The organism is Verticiella alkaliphila, assembly GCF_018904615.1.
GTDB classification, from domain to species: Bacteria; Pseudomonadota; Gammaproteobacteria; order Burkholderiales; family Burkholderiaceae_B; genus Verticiella; species Verticiella alkaliphila.
In genome coordinates this window covers 186,938-208,390 of the sequence record NZ_JADCNH010000005.1, presented here as the reverse complement: position 1 = coordinate 208,390, position 21,453 = coordinate 186,938, and the positions used below count along the sequence as shown (strand labels likewise).

The 21,453-nt window shown below is 66.3% G+C and carries 18 protein-coding genes; 11 read left to right on the top strand and 7 right to left on the bottom strand.

The window, feature by feature from the left end; genetic code table 11:
• Positions 1-11 precede the first annotated feature (11 nt).
• Positions 12-344 (top strand): DUF192 domain-containing protein, encoded by a 333-nt coding sequence (locus IMZ29_RS06115; protein WP_216181635.1) that lies wholly within the window; start codon positions 12-14, stop codon positions 342-344.
• Between the two features lie 48 nt (positions 345-392).
• Here IMZ29_RS06115 and argH read toward each other — a convergent pair whose 3' ends face one another.
• On the bottom strand, positions 393-1,805 hold the full coding sequence (gene argH / locus IMZ29_RS06110) for an argininosuccinate lyase (protein ID WP_216181632.1): 1,413 nt from the start codon (positions 1,803-1,805) through the stop codon (positions 393-395).
• A 315-nt stretch (positions 1,806-2,120) separates the two neighbouring features.
• On the opposite strand from argH, the gene rpsU reads away from it, so the two are divergent.
• The 6 genes from rpsU (at position 2,121) to IMZ29_RS06080 (ending at position 8,293) form a co-directional block, all read left to right on the top strand.
• A complete protein-coding gene (gene rpsU / locus IMZ29_RS06105; RefSeq protein WP_216181629.1) occupies positions 2,121-2,333 on the top strand; it encodes a 30S ribosomal protein S21 in 213 nt (70 codons plus the stop codon).
• A 148-nt stretch (positions 2,334-2,481) separates the two neighbouring features.
• Positions 2,482-2,943: a GatB/YqeY domain-containing protein gene (locus IMZ29_RS06100; RefSeq protein WP_216181626.1), complete on the top strand. Its 462-nt coding sequence runs from the start codon at positions 2,482-2,484 to the stop codon at positions 2,941-2,943.
• A gap of 103 nt (positions 2,944-3,046) precedes the next feature.
• Positions 3,047-5,197 (top strand): DNA primase, encoded by a 2,151-nt coding sequence (dnaG, locus tag IMZ29_RS06095; protein WP_216181623.1) that lies wholly within the window; start codon positions 3,047-3,049, stop codon positions 5,195-5,197.
• Between the two features lie 213 nt (positions 5,198-5,410).
• Positions 5,411-6,607, top strand: a complete 1,197-nt coding sequence (locus IMZ29_RS06090; protein WP_216181620.1) for a DUF262 domain-containing protein — start codon at positions 5,411-5,413, stop codon at positions 6,605-6,607.
• A 40-nt stretch (positions 6,608-6,647) separates the two neighbouring features.
• Positions 6,648-7,079, top strand: coding sequence for a hypothetical protein (locus tag IMZ29_RS06085; protein ID WP_216181616.1), 432 nt, complete (start codon positions 6,648-6,650; stop codon positions 7,077-7,079).
• Entirely contained in the window at positions 7,076-8,293 is a 1,218-nt protein-coding gene (locus IMZ29_RS06080) for a type II toxin-antitoxin system HipA family toxin (protein WP_216181613.1), read from the top strand. The genes IMZ29_RS06085 and IMZ29_RS06080 overlap by 4 nt, the downstream gene beginning before the upstream one ends.
• Positions 8,294-8,300: 7 nt before the next feature.
• Here IMZ29_RS06080 and IMZ29_RS06075 read toward each other — a convergent pair whose 3' ends face one another.
• Positions 8,301-9,005, bottom strand: a complete 705-nt coding sequence (locus IMZ29_RS06075; RefSeq protein WP_216181610.1) for an extensin-like domain-containing protein — start codon at positions 9,003-9,005, stop codon at positions 8,301-8,303.
• Between the two features lie 454 nt (positions 9,006-9,459).
• On the opposite strand from IMZ29_RS06075, the gene rpoD reads away from it, so the two are divergent.
• Positions 9,460-11,727 (top strand): RNA polymerase sigma factor RpoD, encoded by a 2,268-nt coding sequence (rpoD, locus tag IMZ29_RS06070; RefSeq protein WP_371820128.1) that lies wholly within the window; start codon positions 9,460-9,462, stop codon positions 11,725-11,727.
• Positions 11,728-11,818: 91 nt separating this feature from the next.
• On the opposite strand, the gene IMZ29_RS06065 is transcribed toward rpoD, so the two are convergent.
• From IMZ29_RS06065 to IMZ29_RS06050, 4 genes are all read right to left on the bottom strand, one after another.
• Positions 11,819-11,974, bottom strand: coding sequence for a hypothetical protein (locus IMZ29_RS06065; RefSeq protein ID WP_216181605.1), 156 nt, complete (start codon positions 11,972-11,974; stop codon positions 11,819-11,821).
• 108 nt (positions 11,975-12,082) lie between these two features.
• Entirely contained in the window at positions 12,083-12,871 is a 789-nt protein-coding gene (locus IMZ29_RS06060) for an alpha/beta fold hydrolase (RefSeq protein ID WP_253206889.1), read from the bottom strand.
• Positions 12,872-12,954: 83 nt separating this feature from the next.
• A complete protein-coding gene (gene dkgB, locus IMZ29_RS06055) occupies positions 12,955-13,758 on the bottom strand; it encodes a 2,5-didehydrogluconate reductase DkgB (RefSeq protein WP_216181597.1) in 804 nt (267 codons plus the stop codon).
• A 174-nt stretch (positions 13,759-13,932) separates the two neighbouring features.
• Positions 13,933-15,132, bottom strand: coding sequence for an MFS transporter (locus IMZ29_RS06050; protein WP_216181594.1), 1,200 nt, complete (start codon positions 15,130-15,132; stop codon positions 13,933-13,935).
• 99 nt (positions 15,133-15,231) lie between these two features.
• On the opposite strand from IMZ29_RS06050, the gene IMZ29_RS06045 reads away from it, so the two are divergent.
• The 3 genes from IMZ29_RS06045 (at position 15,232) to IMZ29_RS06035 (ending at position 18,945) form a co-directional block, all read left to right on the top strand.
• Positions 15,232-16,167: a LysR family transcriptional regulator gene (locus IMZ29_RS06045; protein ID WP_216181591.1), complete on the top strand. Its 936-nt coding sequence runs from the start codon at positions 15,232-15,234 to the stop codon at positions 16,165-16,167.
• Between the two features lie 17 nt (positions 16,168-16,184).
• Positions 16,185-17,156: a LytTR family transcriptional regulator DNA-binding domain-containing protein gene (locus IMZ29_RS06040; RefSeq protein WP_216181589.1), complete on the top strand. Its 972-nt coding sequence runs from the start codon at positions 16,185-16,187 to the stop codon at positions 17,154-17,156.
• Between the two features lie 163 nt (positions 17,157-17,319).
• Complete coding sequence (locus IMZ29_RS06035) at positions 17,320-18,945, top strand: serine hydrolase (protein WP_216181587.1); 1,626 nt, start codon at positions 17,320-17,322, stop codon at positions 18,943-18,945.
• A 68-nt stretch (positions 18,946-19,013) separates the two neighbouring features.
• On the opposite strand, the gene IMZ29_RS06030 is transcribed toward IMZ29_RS06035, so the two are convergent.
• Positions 19,014-21,389, bottom strand: coding sequence for a cytochrome P450/oxidoreductase (locus tag IMZ29_RS06030; protein WP_216181585.1), 2,376 nt, complete (start codon positions 21,387-21,389; stop codon positions 19,014-19,016).
• Positions 21,390-21,453 lie beyond the last annotated feature (64 nt).

Genomic DNA, 21,453 nt, shown 5'->3' with positions numbered 1-21,453 from the left:
TATTGTCGAAAATGGTGGCGCCCCGTGGCACCGAGCAGCATGCGCTGCCATGCCATGCTGTTCGCGGGTTCTGGGCCCGCTCGCGCGGGCTGCTCGGCCACCCGCCACCGGCACCTGGCACCGGTTGGTGGTTCGACAATTGCCAGGCCGTTCACACCGTGGGCATGCGCTATCCGATCGATGTGGTGTTCGTCTCGGCCGCAGGCCGGATCTTGCGCATCGTCCCGGCGCTTGGCCCGGGGCGAGCCTGCTGGCAGCGCGGCGCTGTCCACGTCGTGGAACTTGCCGCGGGGCAGGCCCGTCATCTGGACCTGCGTGCCGGCGACGAGGTCCTGTTCTGCTGAGAGGGTGTTGCCGGGCGCAGACCCCGGCAACACCACGAGCCCGGACGATCAGCCCTGCGTTTCGCCCAGCACGCGCTCGGCCTCGGCGCGCACGCGCTCGGGGGCGGTGCCACCGATGTGCTTGCGGGCAGCCACCGAGCCTTCCAGCGTCAGCACGCTGTGAACATCCTCGCCGATGCTCGGGTGGAAGGCGCGCAGCTCTTCCACCGTCAGGTCGGCCAGGTCGCAGCCGCGGTCCGAGCAGTCGCGCACGGCATGGGCGACGACTTCGTGGGCGTCACGGAAGGGCAGGCCGCGCTTGACGAGGTAGTCCGCGAGGTCGGTGGCAGTGGCAAAACCTTGCAGGGCCGCGGCGCGCATGGCCTCGGCCTTGACCTGGATGCCGCCGATCAGGTCGACGAAGATGCGCACGGTGTCGCGTACGGTGTCGGCCGTGTCGAAGAGGCCTTCCTTGTCTTCCTGATTGTCCTTGTTGTAGGCCAGCGGTTGGCCCTTCATCAGCGTGAGCAGGGCAATCAGGTGACCGTTGACGCGGCCCGTCTTGCCGCGGGCGAGCTCGGGCACGTCCGGGTTTTTCTTCTGCGGCATGATCGAGCTGCCGGTGCAGAAGCGGTCGGCGAGATCGATGAAGCCCACGCGCGGGCTCATCCACAGGATGAGTTCCTCGGACAGGCGCGAGATGTGGGTCATCACGAGCGCGCCGGTGGCGCAGAACTCGATGGCGAAGTCGCGGTCGGACACAGCATCCAGCGAGTTGCGGCACACGCCGTCGAAGCCCAGCGTGGCGGCCACGCGCTCGCGATCGATCGGGTAGGACGTGCCGGCCAGGGCGGCGGCGCCCAGCGGCAGGCGGTTCACGCGGCGGCGGCAATCGGCAAGGCGCTCGGCGTCGCGCGCGAACATTTCGACGTAGGCGAGCAGGTGGTGGCCGAAGGTGACGGGCTGGGCCACCTGCAGGTGGGTGAAGCCCGGCAGGATGGTCTCGGCATGCTCACGGGCAAGCGTGGCCAGCGCGTGGCGCAGCTGGCGCAGCAGGTCGCTGATGACGTCGATCTCGGCGCGCAGCCACAGACGGATGTCGGTGGCGACCTGGTCGTTGCGCGAGCGGCCGGTGTGCAGGCGCTTGCCGGCATCACCCACGAGCTCGACGAGGCGCTTCTCGATGTTCAGGTGCACGTCTTCGAGATCGAGCAGCCATTCGAAGCGGCCGGCGTCGATCTCGGTCAGGATCTTCTGCATGCCGTCGCGGATCGCGGCGAGATCGGCATCGGACAGAATGCCGACCGATTGCAGCATGTCGGCGTGGGCCAGCGAGCCTTCGATATCGAAGCGCGCGAGGCGCTTGTCGAAGTCCACCGAGGCGGTATAGCGTTTGACCAGGTCGGACACCGGCTCGGAAAAGCGCGCGGACCAGGCCTGGGCTTTCTTGTCGAACTGATTGGAGGGCGGGGTTTGCGACATGGCGTTCCGGGCAGGCAAGTAGAGAAGGCCGCCGGGCCGGTCGCGGCATGCGCCGGGCGCAGCGGGGAAGGCTTGTAGTATCTCACATCCGTGCTATCATCTAAGGCTATTTGGTCGAGGCACCCCGGCTTTGCGGCTATGGGTCGTGCGGCGGCGGTTAGGCGCTGAGCTCGCGTGCAGGCAGAAGGTTTCCAGGGGGGCTTTATCCCAAGAGGAACCGGATGCGTGGCACCGCTGCTGCAGTCATGGCGCGCTGGCCGGGTCGAGGTGTGCAGGCCGTGAACCCTTCAAACATTACTGGGAAGGTGCATCCTCATGCCCGTCGTACGTCTGAAAGAAAACGAACCGTTCGAAGCCGCCCTGCGCCGCTTCAAGCGCACCATCGAAAAGACTGGTCTCTTGACCGAACTGCGCGCTCGTGAGTTCTACGAGAAGCCCACGTCCGAGCGCAAGCGCAAGGCCGCTGCTGCCGTGAAGCGTCACTACAAGCGCATCCGCAGCCAGCAACTGCCCCCCCGCATGTACTGATCGGTTGGAATGCCCGGCGCTGGCCGCCGGGTTGCTCCAGACGCGAGCCGCCATGGTTTCCTGGCGGCTTTTTGCCGCTGGGCCTAACCTCGACGACGTCCGGCATCCGCCTGCGCCCGCGCGCCTTTTCTTTTTTCTCGAGATTGCCATGAGCCAGCTCAAGACCCGCCTGACCGAAGACATGAAATCCGCCATGCGCGCGCGGGATGCCGCCCGCCTGGGCACCCTGCGCCTCATGCTGGCCGCCATCAAGCAGCGTGAAGTCGACGAGCGTATCGAGCTGGACGATGCACAGATCGTCGCCATCCTCGAGAAGCAGGTCAAGCAGCGTCGCGAATCCATTGCCGCGTACGAGCAGGCTGGGCGCGCCGAGACCGCTGCCGAGGAGGCCGCCGAGATTGCCGTGCTGCAGGAATACCTGCCGCAGGCGGCCGACGAGGCCGAGATCACGGCCGTGGTGGATGCGGCCGTGGCCGAACTGGCCGCGCAGGGCGTGACCGGTGCACCCGCCATGGGCAAGGCCATGGCCATCGTCAAGCCCAAGCTGGCAGGCCGTGCGGACATGTCCCAGGTCTCTAAGCTGCTCGGCGCCCGCCTGAAGGGCGCCTGATCCGTCGTACCGGCGGCGCATCGACGCGCCGCCGTGGCATGGCGCCCGTGCGGCCAGGGGCGTGCGAGAATGCCTGCGCACTGCCCACCGGCGCTATCCGCCCATGATCCCAGATTCCTTCATCCAGAGCCTGCTCGAGCGCGTCGACGTCGCTGACGTCGTCGGTCGTTACGTGCAGCTGCGCAAGGCGGGCGCGAATCTCCTGGGCCTGTGCCCGTTCCACAACGAGAAGTCGCCGTCGTTCACGGTAAGCCCGACCAAACAGTTCTATCACTGCTTCGGCTGCGGCGCCCATGGCACGTCGATCCGCTTCGTGATGGAGCACACGGGCGCAAGCTTCCCGGAAGCCGTGCGCCAGCTGGCCGACTCCGTGGGCATGACCGTGCCCCAGGAGCCGCGCGGACCGGGCGGCCGTGCCGCACGCGCTGAAGAAGCCCGCCGCCGAGAAGAAGTGAACCAGCACACCCAGGTGCTGGAGACCGCCAACGATCACTATCGCAAGGCCCTGCGCACGGCGCGCGGCGCCATCGACTACCTGAAGGGCCGCGGGCTCACGGGGCAGATCGCTGCGCAGTACGGCCTGGGCTGGGCCGCCGCGGATCGCCACGGGCTTTCCGCCGTCTTCCCGGATTACGATAAGCCGGACTTCTCCGCGCTGCTGGTCGAGTCCGGGCTCGTCATCCAGTCCGACGACGGTCGGCGCTACGACCGCTTCCGCGACCGGGTGATGTTCCCGATTCGCAACGCGCGTGGTCACCTCGTCGGCTTCGGTGGCCGGGTGATCGGCAAGCGCGAGCCCAAGTACCTGAATTCGCCCGAGACCCCGGTCTTCTCCAAGGGGACCGAGCTCTATGGGCTCTGGGAGGCGCGTCAGTCGATCCGCGCGGCGGGCCAGGTGATCGTGGTCGAAGGCTACATGGACGTGGTGGCGCTCGCCCAGATGGGCGTGGGCAATGCCGTGGCCACGCTGGGAACGGCGACCACCGCGCAACACGTGCAGAAGCTCCTGCGCGTCACCGACAACATCGTCTTCAGCTTCGATGGGGACAAGGCGGGTCGGCGCGCGGCCTGGCGCGCCTTGCAGGCGTGCCTGCCGCTGCTGCGTGACGACATCGCCATCCGCTTTCTCTTCCTGCCCGGTGAGCACGATCCCGATTCCTACATCCGCGCCGAGGGCGAGGCCGCGTTCCGGCAAGCCCTGAAGGATGCGGCCTCCCTGTCGCGCTTCATGCTGGATGAGTGGGCTGCGCAGCACGACCTGGCGCAGCCGGAGGGCCGGGCGCGCTGCCTGCACGATGCGCAACCGCTCATGCAGGCGATGCCGGCGGGCGCCTTGCGCCTGCAGGTGGTGCGCGAGCTCGCCACGCTCGTTCGCCTGACCCCGGACGAGATCGCGCCCCTGCTGGCGCTGGAAGACAAGCCCACGGGCCCGCTCGTGAATGCCGGTCGTCGCCAACCGCCGGGCGCAGCGCCGGCCGCTGGGACCACGGTGCCTGCCACGGCCGCGCGCAGTGACGCGCCGCGGGCCGGCGCAGCCTCGCGTGATGACGGCCCGCCGCCGGGGTTCGACGATCAGGGCTATGACACCGGCTACGTGCCCGACGATGGCTTTCCTGGCAGCTATGGCGACATGGAAGGCCCCCCGCCCGGCGCCGACGGCGGCTATGGCCAAGGCGGAGGGGGGCAGGGAGGTGGCTATCGCGGCAAATCCGGGTTTCGCCAGGGAGGGCGCAACGGCAAGTCCGATCGCTGGCAGGGCAAGGGCAAAGGCCGCTTCCGGGATCGCGACTGGGAAGATGAGCGCGACCCGCCGGGCTCGCGTCGTCCCGTCCCCACACTGCCGCAACGCCTGGTGCGCCTGCTGATCGCGCACCCGCAGCTTGTCGAGCACGTCGACGAACCTGCCGAAGTGCACCTGCGGGCCGCGGGCGAGTTCGCGCTGGTGCTGGCGCTCATCCGTATCGTGCGCGAGAGCGGCGCGCGGCACACCGGCGCCGTGCTGCAGGCCGCGGGGGAGTTCGAGCACGACCTGAATCTCGCAGCGGCCGATACGCTATTGGTGGATGAGTTGCCTGAGCCGCAGGCGGAATTGCGCGATACCTTGCGCAGCGTGGCGATCACGCGTCTGCAGGCTGAGCAGGCGGCGCTTGCCAAGCGGGCTGCCGACAAGGAAGCATTGGCCCGTTACCTGGAATGCGATCGCGAGATCGCGCAGCTGCGCGCGGCCGCGCGCGCCGAGGCCAGCGCGGACTGAGCGGGTAGCTCATTACGCGAGCGTTACCATGATCTGCTCATCAGACTGGTTACCACCATCGTTTAAGCCAAACTATGACAGCCCCTCTTCATGTAACCAAACAATCGGAATGAGCACACCCTAGCGCATCCGCGTGTTAGCTACTCGGTAGCTGAGTAACAGCATTGTAGGCAAACATGGCATTATGTCGCATTGGGATTCCGGCGTTCAAACATGGCTGCGAGTACTGACAAGAGCGATGGTCAACTGGGGCCAGCATCGTTGGCTAGGCGTCCAGAGGCTAAGGCGTTTAAGATTGAAGATCTTCTTGCCGAGGTGCGGCGAGGACGCGTACGCATTCCCACTTTTCAGCGTGACTTGAAATGGGAGCGGGACGACGCACTCAAACTCATGGATAGCCTCTATCGCGGCTATCCTGTGGGAACACTCCTGCTCTGGGAGCGTGAAGCTTCTGCGGAAGAGCTTGTGTTTCAGACTGTCCGAATTAGTGCTGCGGGTCGTACCGATGCACTCTGGGTTGTAGATGGTCAACAGCGAATCGTGTCACTCATTCGCGTGCTCACGGCCCCTTCAGAGGATGGCGATTCGTTCGCACTTTTCTTCGATCTCGATCAAAATAAGTTGCTACCTCCCCCGCGGCAGAAGGACCGGGCGGATGATCCTGCTCGGTGGTTGCCTCTCACTGTCATTCTTGACTCCGAGCGGTTGATGCAGTGGATTTTCGAGTTCCAACCTGATGCCGCTCGTCGCGAACGCGCTTTTCAGGTGGGGAAGCGCATTCGAGAATATGAGGTTCCGGCTTACTTGGTGCGCTCCGACAGCGAGAGCACTCTGCGTGAGATCTTTGGACGTGTGAACACAGCGGGAAAGTCGCTGAACGTCGATGAGGTTTTCGAAGCTCTCCACGGACAGCGCGGCGCTGCTGTGCCGTCCTCCATTCGAGATGTCGCCACCGCGCTCCTGCCGCATGACTTCGGGCGAGTGGATACCAAGATACTTCACCTAGTGATGAGTGCTCTCGAGGGAGTGGATTCTGGAAGGGGCCTAAGCGAACATATGTCGCGAATGTCACCTACGCAGGTTGGGGAGGCATTTGGGCGCGCAGCCGAGGTCACAGGAATCGTCATCCGATTTCTGCGAGAGTCTGTGGGCATCCCTCACTACGACTTGTTGCCTTACAAGAAGCCAATGGTGACGTTGGCAAAATTTTTTTCGTATCACCCTCTACCGAGTCCGCGTTCAAAGGAGCTGTTGACGAGGTGGGTATGGCGCGGTGCTATGAACGGACTGCATCGTGGAGACACTGTGTCTGCGCGCGCCGCGCTGGCGAGCATTAGGCCGCAGGATGAGCACGCGTCCGTGCGCGGGCTCTTGGAGCAGATCGAAGGGGGGGCGTGGCCATACGCCTGAAATTGTTGACCCGTTTAATTTTCGATTCGCAGCCAGCAAGTTGCAGACACTCGCTCTCCTTGATCTTGGCCCACGTGACTTGCGCACAGGCGAGCTTGTTCAGGTCAATGACATTCTTGATGCCGATGGCAGTGGCGTCGTGCTCCCGTCGATTGTCTCGAAAGCCGTGGTGGCTGCATCGCCGATCTTTCATACAGTAGCCAACAGGATGGTCCACCCTTATGCGGCAGGGGGCGTCCGTCGCCAGATTCTCGACTGCGCGGATGAGCGAGTTCTGCTTTCTCACGGCATTGATGCTCGCGCGTTAGGGGAACTCAAGCAAGGTGACCACGCCCGGTTCTTGCAGGCCCGGATGGCATGGCTGGCTCCTAGGCTGAGAACCTTCTTCTTGGCAAAAGCGCGCTGGGATGAGTTGGATCGCGCGAGTTTGCGTTCTCTGATCGTGACCGACGATGAGGTTGATGTGGCATGAGAGTATCCGATGCCTATCGAGTAGATGTACACAGAGTGCCCGTCGGGCTCTTGCGTGGTAACGCGAGAGGGGGTGCGGAGTTTTCTTTGTTTCAGTCCTATATCGAGGCTTATCCACGCCCGATTCTTGGGCAGACATTTCTGGATAATCCGCGTGGCAAGTTTTTTAGCCGTGCTCGTTTACCTGCATGGTTTGCTAATTTGTTGCCAGAGGGGGCGCTCCGAGAATTCATGGTTGCTAGGGCTGGGGACTCTCTTCTTCACGAGTTCCGCATGTTGGCGCATTTGCGCGCAGATCTTCCCGGGGCTGTGACGTTAGTTCCGGCGGAGGGCGCAGCTCCCCTTGAGGACAGTGGGGAAGATGACGATTCTGATGGTCGCGATGACGTCTCCTGGCATTTTTCCCTGGCTGGCGTGCAATTGAAATTTTCTGCGCGCTGGACAGAGCGTGGTCTTACCATCCCCGGGCGGGATCAGCATGGAGGAAACTGGATCGTCAAACTACCAGACGCGCGTTTCGAGAACGTGCCCGAGAATGAGTTCGCGACGATGACCTGGGCGGCGGCTAGTGGGCTGCAAGTGCCCCAGATCCGGCTTGTCCCGATGGGCGAGCTAACGCGCATTCCGATGACTGAAATGCCATTGCGCGGATCCACAGCTCTGGCTATTTTACGGTTTGATCGGACGGGAGATTCCGAACATGTCCACATGGAGGATTTTGCGCAGTTGCTCGACGTGTACCCGCATGCGAAGTACAACATGAACTACGAGACTGTCGCTAGCTTCGCGTTTGCGCTTAGTGGAGAGGCAGCGGTCGCGGATGTCGTCAAGCGCTTGATATTCATGGCTGCGTCTGGCAACGGCGATGCGCATCTTAAGAACTGGAGCGTGATCTACCCGGATCAGGTCTCAGCAGAACTGTCGCCGAATTATGATCTGGTCTCGACAATCCAGTATCAGGAAACGGACGAGCCCGCCTTGAATTTCGGAGGTCGTAAACGCTGGGAAAACTTTGACTTGAGGCGTTTTGCTTCGCTGGCAAAACGGCTTGGGATTACTCCGACAAAGATGGAAGGTTGGGTGGAAGAGGCAGCGCATAACGTTGCGTCGTCGTGGCGCTCCATTCGTGAGCAGCAGCTTTACACCAGCGATCAAGTCGTTCGCCTCGATGATCACATGCGTCGAGTGCCAGTGCTGGCACCCCACGTACGCTAATGCGTGCTCACTTGCACAGCCCGAAGCCCCGCATGCCGAAGTGAAAGTGATCCGCATGCGCGGCGTTGTACTCCGGGCCGAGCGTATTGCCGAAATGCTTGCAGGCCGCATCGCGCGCGGCGAGCAGGAAGCGGGCGGCCGCGGTCCCGCCCTCGCTGTCCCAGTCGCGCAACACGCTCACGCGCTGGCCGTCGGCCAGACGAAAGCCGACGACATCGAGTGCCTCGGCCGTGGCGTGTTCGCTGCGCCGGGCGTTCTGTCGGTGATAGATGTTTCGGCAGGCGAACGAGCCCACGTGCTCGACCCGGGTCACGCGGCTGTCGAGCGTCTCCTGGGCCGCCGCCTGCAGGCCGTGTTCCTCGAACATCGTCCAGGCCAGTGCCAGCGGGCAACTGGCCGTGAAGGGGGCGTTGAAGTCCACCCCGGCGCGACGCACGCGCACGATGTTCTCCAGCGGGCAGGCGGCCGTCGGGCTGTAGTCGGCGAGCGCATCGAATCGCAGGGCGCCTTCGCGTGCCGTGCCCAACGCGGCCAGGCAGGCGGGGCGATCCTCGCGCAGCTGGCGCAGCTTGTAGCGCGTGACGGGGGTGATCGGGTCCGTGACCGCAAGCGGTGCCCAGGGGTTCCATTCGCGCGGCACCGTCCAGCCCGATTGACGCACACCGAACCAGATCAGCCCCGCGATGACCGCCAGCACCAACAAGCCTCGCACACACGCTCCCGACAGGGCCCCGACCGGCCGCTCGACAGGACCCAAAGCACGAATCGCGCCTACGAGCGCCAGGCCGCGTCATCGGTCGAAACTACAATGGTGCTTGCAGATTCTGCACTTTTGGCGATAAAATGATGGGTTCTCGGCGCGAGGCATTGGAATATCCCGTGGCGCAAGGCGTCTGCAGTAGTGCGCATTCGTCTTTGGCACGGCACGTGAAACCATCCCACGTTGGCGCGAAGCCCATCGACACAGCGCATATGCGACCTGCAGGCCTTGATGCTCACTTCGTGCGCCTCCATATAGACATTATCCCGATGCGCGTGCTGGCGTGCGCAGGCCATTTGCCCGCCGCCAAGTTCCTATCTCGTCCCGTGCGCAGGCCCGCTGCGCCGCGCTGCCGCCCGGGACACGCATTTCCTTCCATCCTTCCCCGCTCGTCGGGGCATACGGGTTGACGAAAGCCATGGCGAAAACGACCGCAACTACTACCCCTTCCACCAAGACTGGCGATCCGGCTGCGACTGCGCCGGCCACCAAGACGGTGCGCAAGACGGTGGTCAAGGCTTCCAAGGCCGCCGCCGAGCCGGCAGCCGAAGTCAAGACCGCGCCGGTCAAGGCCGCCAGCCGTCGTGGCGCCGCCAAGGGTGCCGTTCGCACGGCCACCGCTGCCGAGCGCAAGAAGGCCGAGGAAAAGCTTGCTGACCTCATCGTGACGCCCTCCGCGCGTCGCCCGGGTCGTCCGGCCAAGAGCAATCCGGATGCGGATTACGACGATTCGATGGACGGCGACGGCGAAGTCGAGGCGCTGCCGGACATCAAGATCCCCAAGGGCCGTGGCAAGCGCGGCAAGGGGGATCCCAAGGATCTCATCGCGCGTGGCCCTGTCACGCCCGAAGAATACGAAGCGCGCCGCAATCGCCTGAAGCTGCTCATCAAGCTCGGCAAGGATCGCGGCTACCTCACGTACGGCGAGATCAACGATCATCTGCCGGACGATCTCGTCGACGCCGAAGCCATCGACGGCATCATCAGCACGTTCAACGACATGGGCATCTCGGTCTACGACCAAGCGCCTGATGCCGACACACTGCTGATGAGCGACAACGCGCCTGTGGCCTCCAGCGACGACGACGCCGAAGAAGAGGCCGATGCGGCCCTGTCGACGGTGGATTCGGACTTCGGCCGCACCACCGACCCGGTCCGCATGTACATGCGTGAAATGGGTTCGGTCGAACTCCTCACCCGCGAAGGCGAAATCGAGATCGCCAAGCGGATCGAGGATGGCCTGAAGCACATGGTCATGGCGATCTCCGCCTGCCCGACCACGATCAGCGAGATCCTGGCCCACGTCGAGCGCGTGAAGGCCGGTGACGCCCAGATCGACGAAGTCGTCGACGGCCTGGTCGATCCGGAAGACGGCGCCGAGTACGCAGGTGCCGGTTCGTCGAGCGACGAGGACGACGAGGACGAGGCCCCGGCCGGCGGCATGACGAGCAAGCAGCTCGAAGACCTGCGCGTCAAGGCGCTGGGCAAGTTCGACATCGTCGGCAAGAGCTTCGCGCGCATGCGCCAGGCCTACGAGAAGGAAGGCTACAAGTCGGACGTGTACGTCAAGGCTCAGGAGTCGATCCTGGTCGAGATGATGGGCATCCGCTTCACGGCCAAGATGGTCGAGAAGCTCGCCGACACGCTGCGCAGCCAGGTCGAGGAAGTCCGCAAGATCGAGCGCGACGTCCTGAAGGCGTGTGTGAATCGGGCCGGCATGCCGCGCTCGCACTTCATCCACGTGTTCCCGGGCAACGAAACCAACCTGCAGTGGGTGCTGGACGAGGTCGAGGGTGGCCATGCCTACTCCGAGACCTTGTCGCGCCAGGTGCCGGCCGTGCAGGAACTCCAGCAGAAGCTCATCGACCTGCAGACGCGCGTCGTGCTGCCGCTGAAGGATCTGAAGGACGTCAACAAGCGCATGGCCACCGGCGAAGCCAAGGCCCGCAAGGCCAAGCGCGAGATGACCGAGGCCAACCTGCGTCTGGTGATCTCGATCGCCAAGAAGTACACGAACCGTGGCCTGCAATTCCTGGATCTGATTCAGGAAGGCAACATCGGCCTGATGAAGGCCGTGGACAAGTTCGAATACCGTCGCGGCTACAAGTTCTCCACGTACGCCACGTGGTGGATTCGCCAGGCGATCACCCGCTCCATCGCAGACCAGGCGCGCACCATCCGGATTCCGGTGCACATGATCGAGACCATCAACAAGATGAATCGCATCAATCGCCAGATCCTGCAGGAGACGGGCGTCGAGCCGGATCCCGCCACCCTCGCGCAGAAGATGGACATGCCCGAGGACAAGATCCGCAAGATCCTGAAGATCGCCAAGGAGCCGATCTCCATGGAAACGCCGATCGGCGACGACGACGACAGCCACCTGGGCGATTTCATCGAGGACACGGCCACCCTGGCGCCCTCGGATGCTGCCCTGCATGGCTCGATGCGCGACGTGGTCAAGGAAGTGCTGGATTCGCTCACCCCGCGTGAAGCCAAGGTGCTGCGCATGCGCTTCGGCATCGAGATGAGCACGGACCAGACGCTGGAAGAAGTCGGCAAGCAGTTCGACGTCACCCGCGAACGCATCCGCCAGATCGAAGCCAAGGCCCTGCGCAAGCTGCGTCACCCCAGCCGCGCGGACAAGTTGAAGAGCTTCCTCGAAGGCCAGTAAGCCGTCAGGCTTCGGCATGAGGAAGGCGCCCCTCGGGGCGCCTTTTTCTTTGCCGCGCTCGTCACGGCTCGGCTTGCGCCGCCGCAGGGCCTCAGACCCAATTCGTCCAGAAGAGCCAGGCGAAGTCCTTCGCCCCTTCCCAGACTTGACCGACGACGGACGCGCCCGCCGTGGTCATGTCCAGCATCGCATCATCCAGCACTTGCACGGCATCGTCCGACTGCGGCAGATTGGTGGTGTTCGACATGTTGCACTCCGAGTTGGGAAGGCTCTTGTTGGAGCCAGTGAGTGCAATGTACGCGCCGCCTCCCTGGCAGTACATGGCTCTGATGTGTCATCTGCGACGCCTTGCGCGTTAGTCGATCTCGGCCAGGAACGGCACGATCAACGCCAGCACGCGCGCCGGATCTTCCCGGTGCGGCACATGACCCACGCCGCCGAGCACGTGCGCGCTCCCGCGGCCCGTGGCGATGCGATGCGGGTGCACGGTGCTTCCGTACTCGTCGTTCTCGCCGTGGATGGCGAGCACGGGGCAGCGCACGGCAGCCAGCGCGGTATCGATGGTCCAGTCGGCGAAGGCGGGCGATAGCCAGCTTTCCGTCCAGGCGTTCACCACCCAGGCGGCCTTCTCGCCGTGATAGCGGGCGAGTCGGGCGAGGTTCTCCGGCTTGGCGAAATCGTCCTTGGCAACGCGGATGCCGCTCAGCGTGCGGTCTTCGGCGAAAGCTTGCGCGCCCAGCGTGACCACTGCCAGGCAGTCGTCAGGCTGCAACGCCGCCGTTTCCACCGCCATGCCACCGCCCACGCTGTGGCCGCAGGCCACGAAGCGGTGGATGCCCAGGTGCGCCAGCAGGGCCGGCACGTAGGTCTTGGCTTCGTCGGCGACGAAGTCCAAGGCGAGCGCGCCGGGGTGCGGATCGGATCCGCCAAAGCCCAGCCGATCGTAGGCGATGACGGCGCGTCCGGTGGCCTGGGCGAGCTGGCCGGGAAAGTCGCGCCAGAGATCGATGCTGCCCAGTGAATCGTGAAAAAGGATGATCGGGGCTCGTTCCCCCCAGCCATCAGCCGTCGTCGACCAGGATTTGGCAAAGAGGCGGCCGTGCGGGGTGGGAACATGCCAGGGGCGGGGCGCAGAAACGGACAAGGATCGGGTCTCCAACAAAGGCGTCCGACGCGCGGACGGCAGGCTTGGGAGCATACCCGCGAGCGTCACACCCCGCCATGCCTTCAGTCCCAGGCAGGCGCCAGCCCTTCCGGATTCGCCAAGCGCTCGTGGCGGTCCAGGTCGGCGATCGCCGCGACGTCTTCCGCACTCAGCGTGAGATCCCGCGCGAGCAGGTTGCTCGCCAGGTTCTCCCGCTTCGTCGATGACGGAATCACCGCGAAGCCCTGCTGCAATGCCCACGCCAGGACGACCTGCGCCGGGGTGGCGTTCAGGCGCTGCGCGATCGACTGGATCACCGGGTCCTGGAGCACCTTGCCGTAGGCCAGGGTCATGTAGGACGTGAGGTGGATGCCGATCTCGCGCGCATGCTCGGCGAGCTTGCGGTTCTGCAGGTAGGGGCTGATCTCGACCTGGTTGGTGGCGATCGCGTCGCGCCCGGCGATCGCCACGGCCTGGTCGAGCAGATCGATCGTGAAGTTCGACACACCGAACGCGCGCGTCAGCCCCTGCGCCCTGGCGTCGGCGAGGGCGCCGAGCGTGTCGTCCAGGGGTACGGCCCCACCTGGCGAGGGCCAGTGGATCAGGGTGAGATCCACGGCATCCGTGCGCAGCTTGCGCAGGCTTTCCTTCAGGCTCGGTACGAGCTTGTCGGCCGAGAGCTGGTCGATCCAGATCTTGGTGGTGATGAAGAGCTCGCTGCGGGCGACGCCGGACTCGGCGACGGCTTGGCCGATGTCGGCTTCGTTGTCGTAGATCTGTGCGGTGTCGATGGCGCGGTAGCCGACGTCCAGCGCGTTGCGCACGCTGTCGATGACGGTCTGGCCCTTGAGGCGGAACGTGCCGAGGCCGAAAGCGGGGAGGGACATGGAAACTCCAGTGGGTGAAAGCAAAGGAAAGCCGTGGCTGAGGCAAAGATCAAGAGACGGTCATGTGGCGGCGAAACGCTTGGCCCGCCTCGCGGCGCTGCGCTGCGCCGGCCAGTGCGATACGTCGCAGAGCAGACGCGCGCCTGACGTAGCGCCAGGGCGCGTCTCCAGCGTTCACGACGTCGCGCACGCCAGCGGCGTGTCGTCTGTGGCGCGGCGGCGCTGGTCGAGCCAGCCGCTCCACGCCGTGAGCCCGATGGCCAGCAACACGACCAGCGCGCCCAGCCAACCGGTATGGATGAGGCCAACGTGCGCGACGACGAGGCTGCCGAGCCAGGCGCCTGCGGCAATGCCGAGATTGAAGGCAGCGATGTTCATGCCCGAGGCGACGTCGGCCGCCTGGGGCGCATACCGCTCCGCCTGGCGCACGACGTAGATCTGCAGCGCCGGCACGTTGCCGAAGGCGACGGCACCCCAGGCAAGCACGGTGAGCACCACGAGCCAGGGTGACGACGCGGTGAGCGACAGGATGGCGAGCACCGCAGCCAAACCGGTGAAGATGCGCAGCAGGGCAGAGACGGGGCCGACGCGATCGGCCAGGCGCCCGCCCCAGACGTTGCCAGCAGCCACGGAGGCGCCGAAGGCCAGCAGCACCAGGCTCACTGCGCCGTCGGAAAAGCCCGCGAGCGATTGCAGGGTGGGGGCGAGAAAGGTGAAGGCGAGAAAGGACCCGCCATAGCCGGCCGCCGTCATCGCAAAGACCAGCAGCAGCCGTGGTTGGGCTAGCACCGCCAGCTGCCGGCCGAGGCTGACCGGGGCAGGGCGGGTAAGCCGCGCCGGCAGAAAGCGCAGCGTGCCAAGAAACGCGACGACGCCGAGCGCAGCCACCACGAGGAAGGTGGCGCGCCAGCCCAGGTGCTGCCCGATGAAGGTGCCCAGGGGCACGCCGGTGACCAACGCGATGGTGAGCCCGCTGAACACCAGCGAGATGGCAGCGGCGCCGCGCTCGCGAGGCACGAGGCTGGTGGCGATCACCGACGCCACTGCAAAGAAGACGCCGTGCGCGAGTCCGGTGACGAGGCGGGCCAGCACCAGCGTGGTGTAGTCCGGTGCCAGCCAGGCGAGTGCATTGCCTACCGTGAACAAGGCCATGAGGCCCAGCAGCAGCGGTTTGCGCGGCACGCGGCTGGTCAGTGCCGTGAGGAGTGGCGCGCCAATGGCGACGCCGAGCGCATACAGGCTGACCAGGAGGCCCGCGGACGGCAGGCTGACGCCGAGATCTGCGGCAATGACGGGCACCAGGCCGACGATGACGAACTCGGTCGTGCCGATGGCAAAAGCGCTCATGGCGAGCGCCCACAAGGCGAGGGGCATGATGGGCTCCGGATGAGGAATGGCGCCAGTGTCCTCGCTTCACCTTTGCAGAAAAAGCCGGTTATCCTGCAAACATATTTCCGGCAAACGCAAGAATCCATGCGCACGACTCTGGAAGAGATGCAGGTGCTGCTGACGGTGGTGGACACGGGCGCGCTCTCGCGCGCGGCCGAACAGCTCGGCATGGCCGTATCCGCCGTCAGCCGCGCGCTCGCCCGGCTGGAGGACAAGCTGGGCGTCACGCTCTTGCATCGGACGACCCGCCGGCTCCAGCTCAGCGAGGAAGGTGCCGCATTCGTCGAACAGGCACGCAGCATCGTGGCCGCCGCGCAAGCCGCCGAGGAGCACATGCGCCTGCGGCGGCAGCGTCCGGCAGGTCGGCTGCGCGTGGATTCCGCGAGCCCCTTCCTCGTGCACGTGGTCGTGCCCTGGTTGCCCGGCTACCGGGCGCGCTACCCGGACGTACAGCTGGAGCTGACGAGCCATGAAGGCATCGTCGATCTTCTCGAACATCGCACGGACGTCGCGGTGCGCATCGGCGCGCTCACCGATTCCAGCCTGCATGCGCGACGCATCGGCCGCTCGCGGCTGCGCCTGGTGGCGTCACCGGCGTACCTCGCCCAGCGAGGCAAGCCGGTCACACCGGCAGACCTGGCCGGGCACGTACGCCTGGGCTTCACGCAACCGCGCTCGCTCAATACCTGGCCGGTGCACGACGCCGATGGCCTGCCGCTCACCATCGAGCCGGACCTGGCCGCCGCGAGTGGCGAGATACTGCTCCAGATGGCCCTGGCCGGCCTGGGCATCGCCTGCCTGTCGGATTTCATGACCCGGCGGTTGCGGGCGAGCGGCGCCCTCGTGCAGGTGCTGTCTGAGCCCACCCAGACGACGTGGCAGCCGATCCATGCGGTGTACTACCGCAACACGCCGCTGGCCGCGTGCATCGCGTCGTTCGTGGACTATCTGGCCGAACGATGGCGGGCGGAGATGGGAGACATCGACGAAGAGTTGGTGGCGCCGGGGCCTGCGGCATGAGCGCCCGAAGCGCGGTCATGCCAGCGATATCCTCTGCGGCTTCTGAGGGAGGTGCCGCCCAGGTCGCGGAGGGCGGATCCGCCCCCGCCTGGCGCCCGATCACCACCGCTGCCGTGGCACTGCCAGGCCAGCCGGACTGGCCGTTCCATGCCGCGCAGGCGCTGTTGTCCTTGCCCGCGGACGAAGCCGTGTCCGCCATCCTGGAGGCCACGGGCCTGGCCGCCCAGGCCGATCGCGCGTGGATGTTCGAGTACGACGACGAGCTGCTGCGCTTTCGCAATACCCATGAATGGGCACGACGGGGCGTGCCTTCCTTCATCCAGGATCTGCAGGACGCGCCCGTCACCATCATCGCCTGGCTGCAGCCGCACCTGCTGGCGGGCCGCTCGGTGTTGATCGCCGACGTGCCGGGCATGCCTCGCGTCGCGCGGGCGTTGCAGGCCGAGCTGCTGCGCCAGGGCAATGCGAGCATTCTGTGTGTGCCCATCCACGGCGAGGGCAAGCTGCGCGCCTGCCTCGGACTGGATGCGACGCGTGCGCCGGTGCGCTGGTCGGACGCCCAGGTCGCCGCACTGGCGCGCTGTGCCGATCTCATCGGTCGTGCGCGATACGGCGCGGGTCATGCGGGCAGGTCCACAGGGGGCTCGCTCGCTGCCGCGCTGGTCTACCTGCGTCATCGCCACGGCGTGCATGGCGTCGAGCGCGATCGCATCGTCGCCTTGCGTGCGGCCCGCAACCGCACGGATGTCTGGCTGACGGGTGGGGGCGCGGTGGTCGACCTGCGGCCGCTCGGGCAGTGGACCGCCTTGCTGCCGCCCGCCGTCTTCGTGCGCATCCACCGCACCACGCTCGTCAATCTCAAGCACGTGCGGCATGTCGAGCGCAGCCCGGCCGGCCGCTGGCGCGTGCAGGTGGACCGACCCGACGGCGGCTGGCTGCCGGTGGCGCGCTCCTGCCAGCGCGAGTTGCAGGCGCGGCTAGGGCTGTGAGATCTGCTCGACCATTCGTCCTGCCTGCGCGTCGATTCGTCCCGTCGATCTTGCGCTGCCGCCTCCAGGCTGCCTAAGCTTTCGTCGCGCGGCGATAGGCCCGACGCTGCGCGGACGGCTCTGCCGTCGTGAGGGCGTGACCCCATGCTGAGGCAACCGTGAAATGACCCAACAAAACCGGTTCCGTTCTTCAGGTTGCGTGCCACGCCGCCGCGCCGATGACGTGACGCTGCCTCTCGTGCAGGGACCGGCGTGGTCACGTCGAGGGTTCCTGGGGGCCGCCTTGGCCACGGGCGGCCTGGCTGCCTGCGGTGGCGGCAGCAGCGAAGACGAGCATCGCTCGCCCAGCGGCCAGCCGCGGCCCGGGCTGGATGCGGCGCTGGCCCGATTGCCGGATCGCGTGCGCACCCTGATGCAGACGTCGGGCGTGCCGGGCGTGTCGGTGTGCGTGGTGGTGGACGGCCGCCGTGTCTACAGCGAGGGTTTCGGCGTGCGCGCGCTGGGCTCGCCCGGCCGGGTCGACGCCGACACCGTCTTCCAGCTGGCCTCCGTCTCCAAGGCCGTGGGAGCGACCGTCGTCGCGCGTCAGGTCGGTCGCGGCCAGGTGCGCTGGGACACGCGGATGCAGACCCTGCTGTCCGATTTCGCCTTGCGCGATCCGGCCGTCACTGAGGCGCTGACAGTGGGGGACTTGTACGCCCACCGTTCCGGCCTGCCCGATCATGCCGGCGATCTGCTGGAAGACCTGGGCCATGACCAGGCGGCTCTCTTCCGGCGCCTGCGCTACCTGCCGCTGGCGCCCTTCCGCCAGCATTACGCCTACACCAACGTGGGCCTCACGGCAGCCGCCGAAGGCGTGGCCCGGCGGGCGGGTCAGACCTGGGCCGAGCTCTCTCGCGAGGCGCTCTACGCGCCGCTCGGCATGTCGCGCACCACCTCGGCCTATGCGCAGTTCCTCACCTGGGAGAACCGCAGCGTGGGCCACGTGCTGGACGCGAACGGGCGATGGGAGGTGAGCGCGCTGCAGCGGGATCCAGATGTGCAGTCGGCTGCGGGCGGTGTGAGCGCCAGCGTGAACGACATGGCGCGCTGGCTGCAGCTCATCCTGGCGCGCGGCCGCTTCGAGGGGCGTCAGCTCGTCGCCGCCGATGCGCTCGATCCCGCCCTCTCGCCGCAGATGCGGACGAACCCCGACGATCCGGACAATTTCTACGGCTTCGGCTTTCTGGTCGGCCCGAGCGGTGCGGGCCACCGCATGCTGAGCCACTCCGGTGCGTTCTCTCTGGGGGCGGCGACGGCCTTCTTCATGGTGCCTGCGCTGGACGTGGGCATCGTCGTGCTCACCAACGGGCTGCCGGTGGGTTTGCCAGAGGCGGTAGGGCGCGAGTTCATCGATCTCGTCGAGAACGGCCGTGTCACGCGCGACTGGTGGTCGCTGTATTCGGCCGCGATGGTCAGCCTGAACGCGCCGGTCGGCTCGCTGGCCGACCAGACGCCGCCTCAGCCGGCCGTCCCGCCGCAGCCGCTGGCCGCCTATGTGGGTACCTACGACAACGATTACCACGGACCGTTGACCGTGACGCTGGATGCGGGCGCGTTGGTGATGACGCTTGGGCCGCGGCCGCAACGATTGCCGTTGCGGCATTGGGATGCCGAGACCTTCGTCTTCGTGCCGGCGGGCGAGAGTGCGCCGCCGGGAAGCCTGAGCCGGGCTGATTTCGACGCGGCAGGGGTGACGCTGGAGTTCTTCAACGAGGACGGCGTCGGGCGCTTCGTGCGGCGCGCCTGATCAGCGCAGCGGGCCTGCCGCTTGCGGCAGGCCGGATCCCGGCGGGCGTCGTGCGTCGGCCCCGAACGTTACAGCGCGAGCACGATGCGCTGCTCACGCGCGCGCGAGCAGCACGCCATCATCTTGCGGTTCTCCTCGCGCTCGGCGCGGGTGAGCACCACGTCCCGGTGATCCACCGCGCCCTCGACCACGCCCACCTCGCACGAACCGCACAGACCTTCCTCGCAGTCGCTCTGCACGTCGATATTGGCGCGGCGCAGCGTGGCGAGCAGCGTCTGGTCCGCGGGCACGGTCAGCGTGAGGCCGCTATCCCTCAACTCGACGTCGAAGGCGTGCTCCACGGTGGGGTCGAGCACCGAGAGCGTGGTGTGGAAGTGTTCCACGCGCAGGGCATCCTCGGGCCATCCGGCTGCGGCGCACTGCGCCGCGAGCGCGTCGAGCAGGCGTTGCGGGCCGCAGGCAAAGATGCGCGTGCCGGGCGCGGGCGTGGCCAGCAGCGCCGCCAGATCGTTGCGCCGGTTTTCGTCGCCGCAGTACACGTGCAGACGGTCCCCATGCAAGTCAGCCAGTTCGTCGACGAAGGCCAGGCCGGCGCGCGTGCGCCCGCTATAGTGCAGCGTATAGTCCTTGCCGAGTTCGCGCGCGCGTCGGGCCATGACGCTGATCGGTGTGATGCCGATGCCGCCGGCGATGAACACCAGATGCTCGGCGTCCTCATCCAGACGGAAGTGGTTGCGCGGGCCGCGCACGCGGACCGTGTCACCTGGCTTCAGGCTGGCGTGCACCCAGGCCGAGCCGCCGCGGCTCTCGGGCTCGCGCAGCACGGCGATCGTGAAGCGCTGCGGGTCTGCCGGGTCGCCGCACAGGGAATACTGACGCGACAGACTCGTCGTTCCGCATTCCAGATCGATGTGCGAGCCCGGCGTCCAGCGGGGTAGCGCGCGGCCATCGGGGGCGGCGAGCGTGATGCGCACGATGTCTCGCGCCACCGGCTCCACCGCTTCCACCACCAGCGTGCGCGCGATGGCGTGGCGCGACGGCTCGCCGATGCGCACGGGGGTGTGGTGCGTGAGCACGGCCGGATCGTGGCGTTCCGGGTTCTGCGTCGGATCCCATTCCACCCAGAGATGCTCCGGTCCGCGGAACGACGTATTCGGCACGTAGGTGAAATTCTGCTCGGCCAGGCGCATGTGCGGCAGCCGACGCGTGAATTCCTCCAGGAACACCTGCATCTCCATGCGTGCCAGATTCTTCCCCATGCACTGGTGCGCGCCGTAGCCGAAGGTGAGGTGATCGCTGGCGTTGTCCCGGCGCACGTCGAAGAAGTCGGCGTCCGAAAAGTGCGCTTCATCGTGATTGGCCGACGCCGTCACGATGAGCAGCTTGCTGCCCGCCGGGATCGCGATGCCGCCCACCGTCACGTCACGCGTGGCGAGCCGCCGCCAGGCGGCCACGGAGCCGTTGTGCCGCAGGCATTCCTCCACCGCGTTGGGAATGAGCGAGGGATCAGCGCACAGATCGCGCCAGACGTCCGGGTGCTGCAGCAGCAGCTTCATCGCATTGGCGGTGGCGTTGGCCGTGGTCTCGTGCGCGGCCACGATGCCCGCCATCATCATCGAATGCAGGTAGGAGTCGGTCACCACGTCGGGATGCTCCTTCTGCATGCGGATGCCGAACTGCATCCAGCCGGGCGCGTCCGGGTTCTCGCGCATCTTGGCGAGGATGCGGCCAGCATGCTGCCAGAAGTTGCCCACGGCATGCGCCACGGCCACCTGTTCCTCCGGCTGGGGCCGGCCCCAGGTGTTCACGGTGTGGGCGATAGAATACTCACGCAGCGTGTCCATGTCCTCTTCGGGCACGCCCAGAAAGTGCAGGGCCACCGTGAGCGGCACTTCCCACAGCATCTGATCGACCAGATCCGCGCGGCCGTCGTCGATGAAGCGATCCACATAGGCGCGCGCGAGATCGCGCACCATGGGTTCGTGGTGGGCGAGCGCTTCGGGCGTGAAGGGCTCCATCAGCAGCCGTCGCCGCGGCATGTGCGCGGGCTCGTCCTCGTTGACCAGGGTGCGGCTCATGCCGTAGTCGTAGCTTGCGAGCACGGCGTTGGCCTCTGGGCCGGTGGGCGTGATCTTCTCGAGCGCGATCGATGGGCTGAAGGTGAGGTTGTCGCGAAAGATCGCCTTGATGTCGTCGTAGCGCGTCACCACCCAGTAGCCCAGCTGCGGGCTGTAGAACACCGGCTCCTGTTCGCGCGCCCAGCGCACGTACTCGGGTGGGTCCTGCTGATAACCGTCGCCGAAGGGGTCGAAGGCGGCCGCGCGCGCGCTGACGGGGCAACCCGTTGGCGTGCTGGCGGCAGGTGCGCCGTGCGCCACCGGACAGCCCGGCGCCGGTGCGGCGGCATGATCGACAGGGCAGCGGGGGGCATTCGGCGGGGTCATGACGACATCCAGAAAAGAAAGACGGGCGCCACCTTGGTCGCGCCCGTGATTAGACGAGGCATGC

Coding starts and splice junctions, on each gene's coding strand:
- IMZ29_RS06080 (WP_216181613.1), top strand. CDS start 7,076: ATGAGAGTATCCGATGCCTATCGAGTAGATGTACACAGAGTGCCCGTC.
- IMZ29_RS06100 (WP_216181626.1), top strand. CDS start 2,482: ATGAGCCAGCTCAAGACCCGCCTGACCGAAGACATGAAATCCGCCATG.
- IMZ29_RS06040 (WP_216181589.1), top strand. CDS start 16,185: ATGCCAGCGATATCCTCTGCGGCTTCTGAGGGAGGTGCCGCCCAGGTC.
- IMZ29_RS06115 (WP_216181635.1), top strand. CDS start 12: ATGGTGGCGCCCCGTGGCACCGAGCAGCATGCGCTGCCATGCCATGCT.
- IMZ29_RS06035 (WP_216181587.1), top strand. CDS start 17,320: ATGACCCAACAAAACCGGTTCCGTTCTTCAGGTTGCGTGCCACGCCGC.
- dkgB (WP_216181597.1), bottom strand. CDS start 13,758: ATGTCCCTCCCCGCTTTCGGCCTCGGCACGTTCCGCCTCAAGGGCCAG.
- rpsU (WP_216181629.1), top strand. CDS start 2,121: ATGCCCGTCGTACGTCTGAAAGAAAACGAACCGTTCGAAGCCGCCCTG.
- IMZ29_RS06045 (WP_216181591.1), top strand. CDS start 15,232: ATGCGCACGACTCTGGAAGAGATGCAGGTGCTGCTGACGGTGGTGGAC.
- IMZ29_RS06090 (WP_216181620.1), top strand. CDS start 5,411: ATGGCTGCGAGTACTGACAAGAGCGATGGTCAACTGGGGCCAGCATCG.
- dnaG (WP_216181623.1), top strand. CDS start 3,047: ATGATCCCAGATTCCTTCATCCAGAGCCTGCTCGAGCGCGTCGACGTC.
- argH (WP_216181632.1), bottom strand. CDS start 1,805: ATGTCGCAAACCCCGCCCTCCAATCAGTTCGACAAGAAAGCCCAGGCC.
- IMZ29_RS06065 (WP_216181605.1), bottom strand. CDS start 11,974: ATGTCGAACACCACCAATCTGCCGCAGTCGGACGATGCCGTGCAAGTG.
- IMZ29_RS06050 (WP_216181594.1), bottom strand. CDS start 15,132: ATGCCCCTCGCCTTGTGGGCGCTCGCCATGAGCGCTTTTGCCATCGGC.
- IMZ29_RS06030 (WP_216181585.1), bottom strand. CDS start 21,389: ATGACCCCGCCGAATGCCCCCCGCTGCCCTGTCGATCATGCCGCCGCA.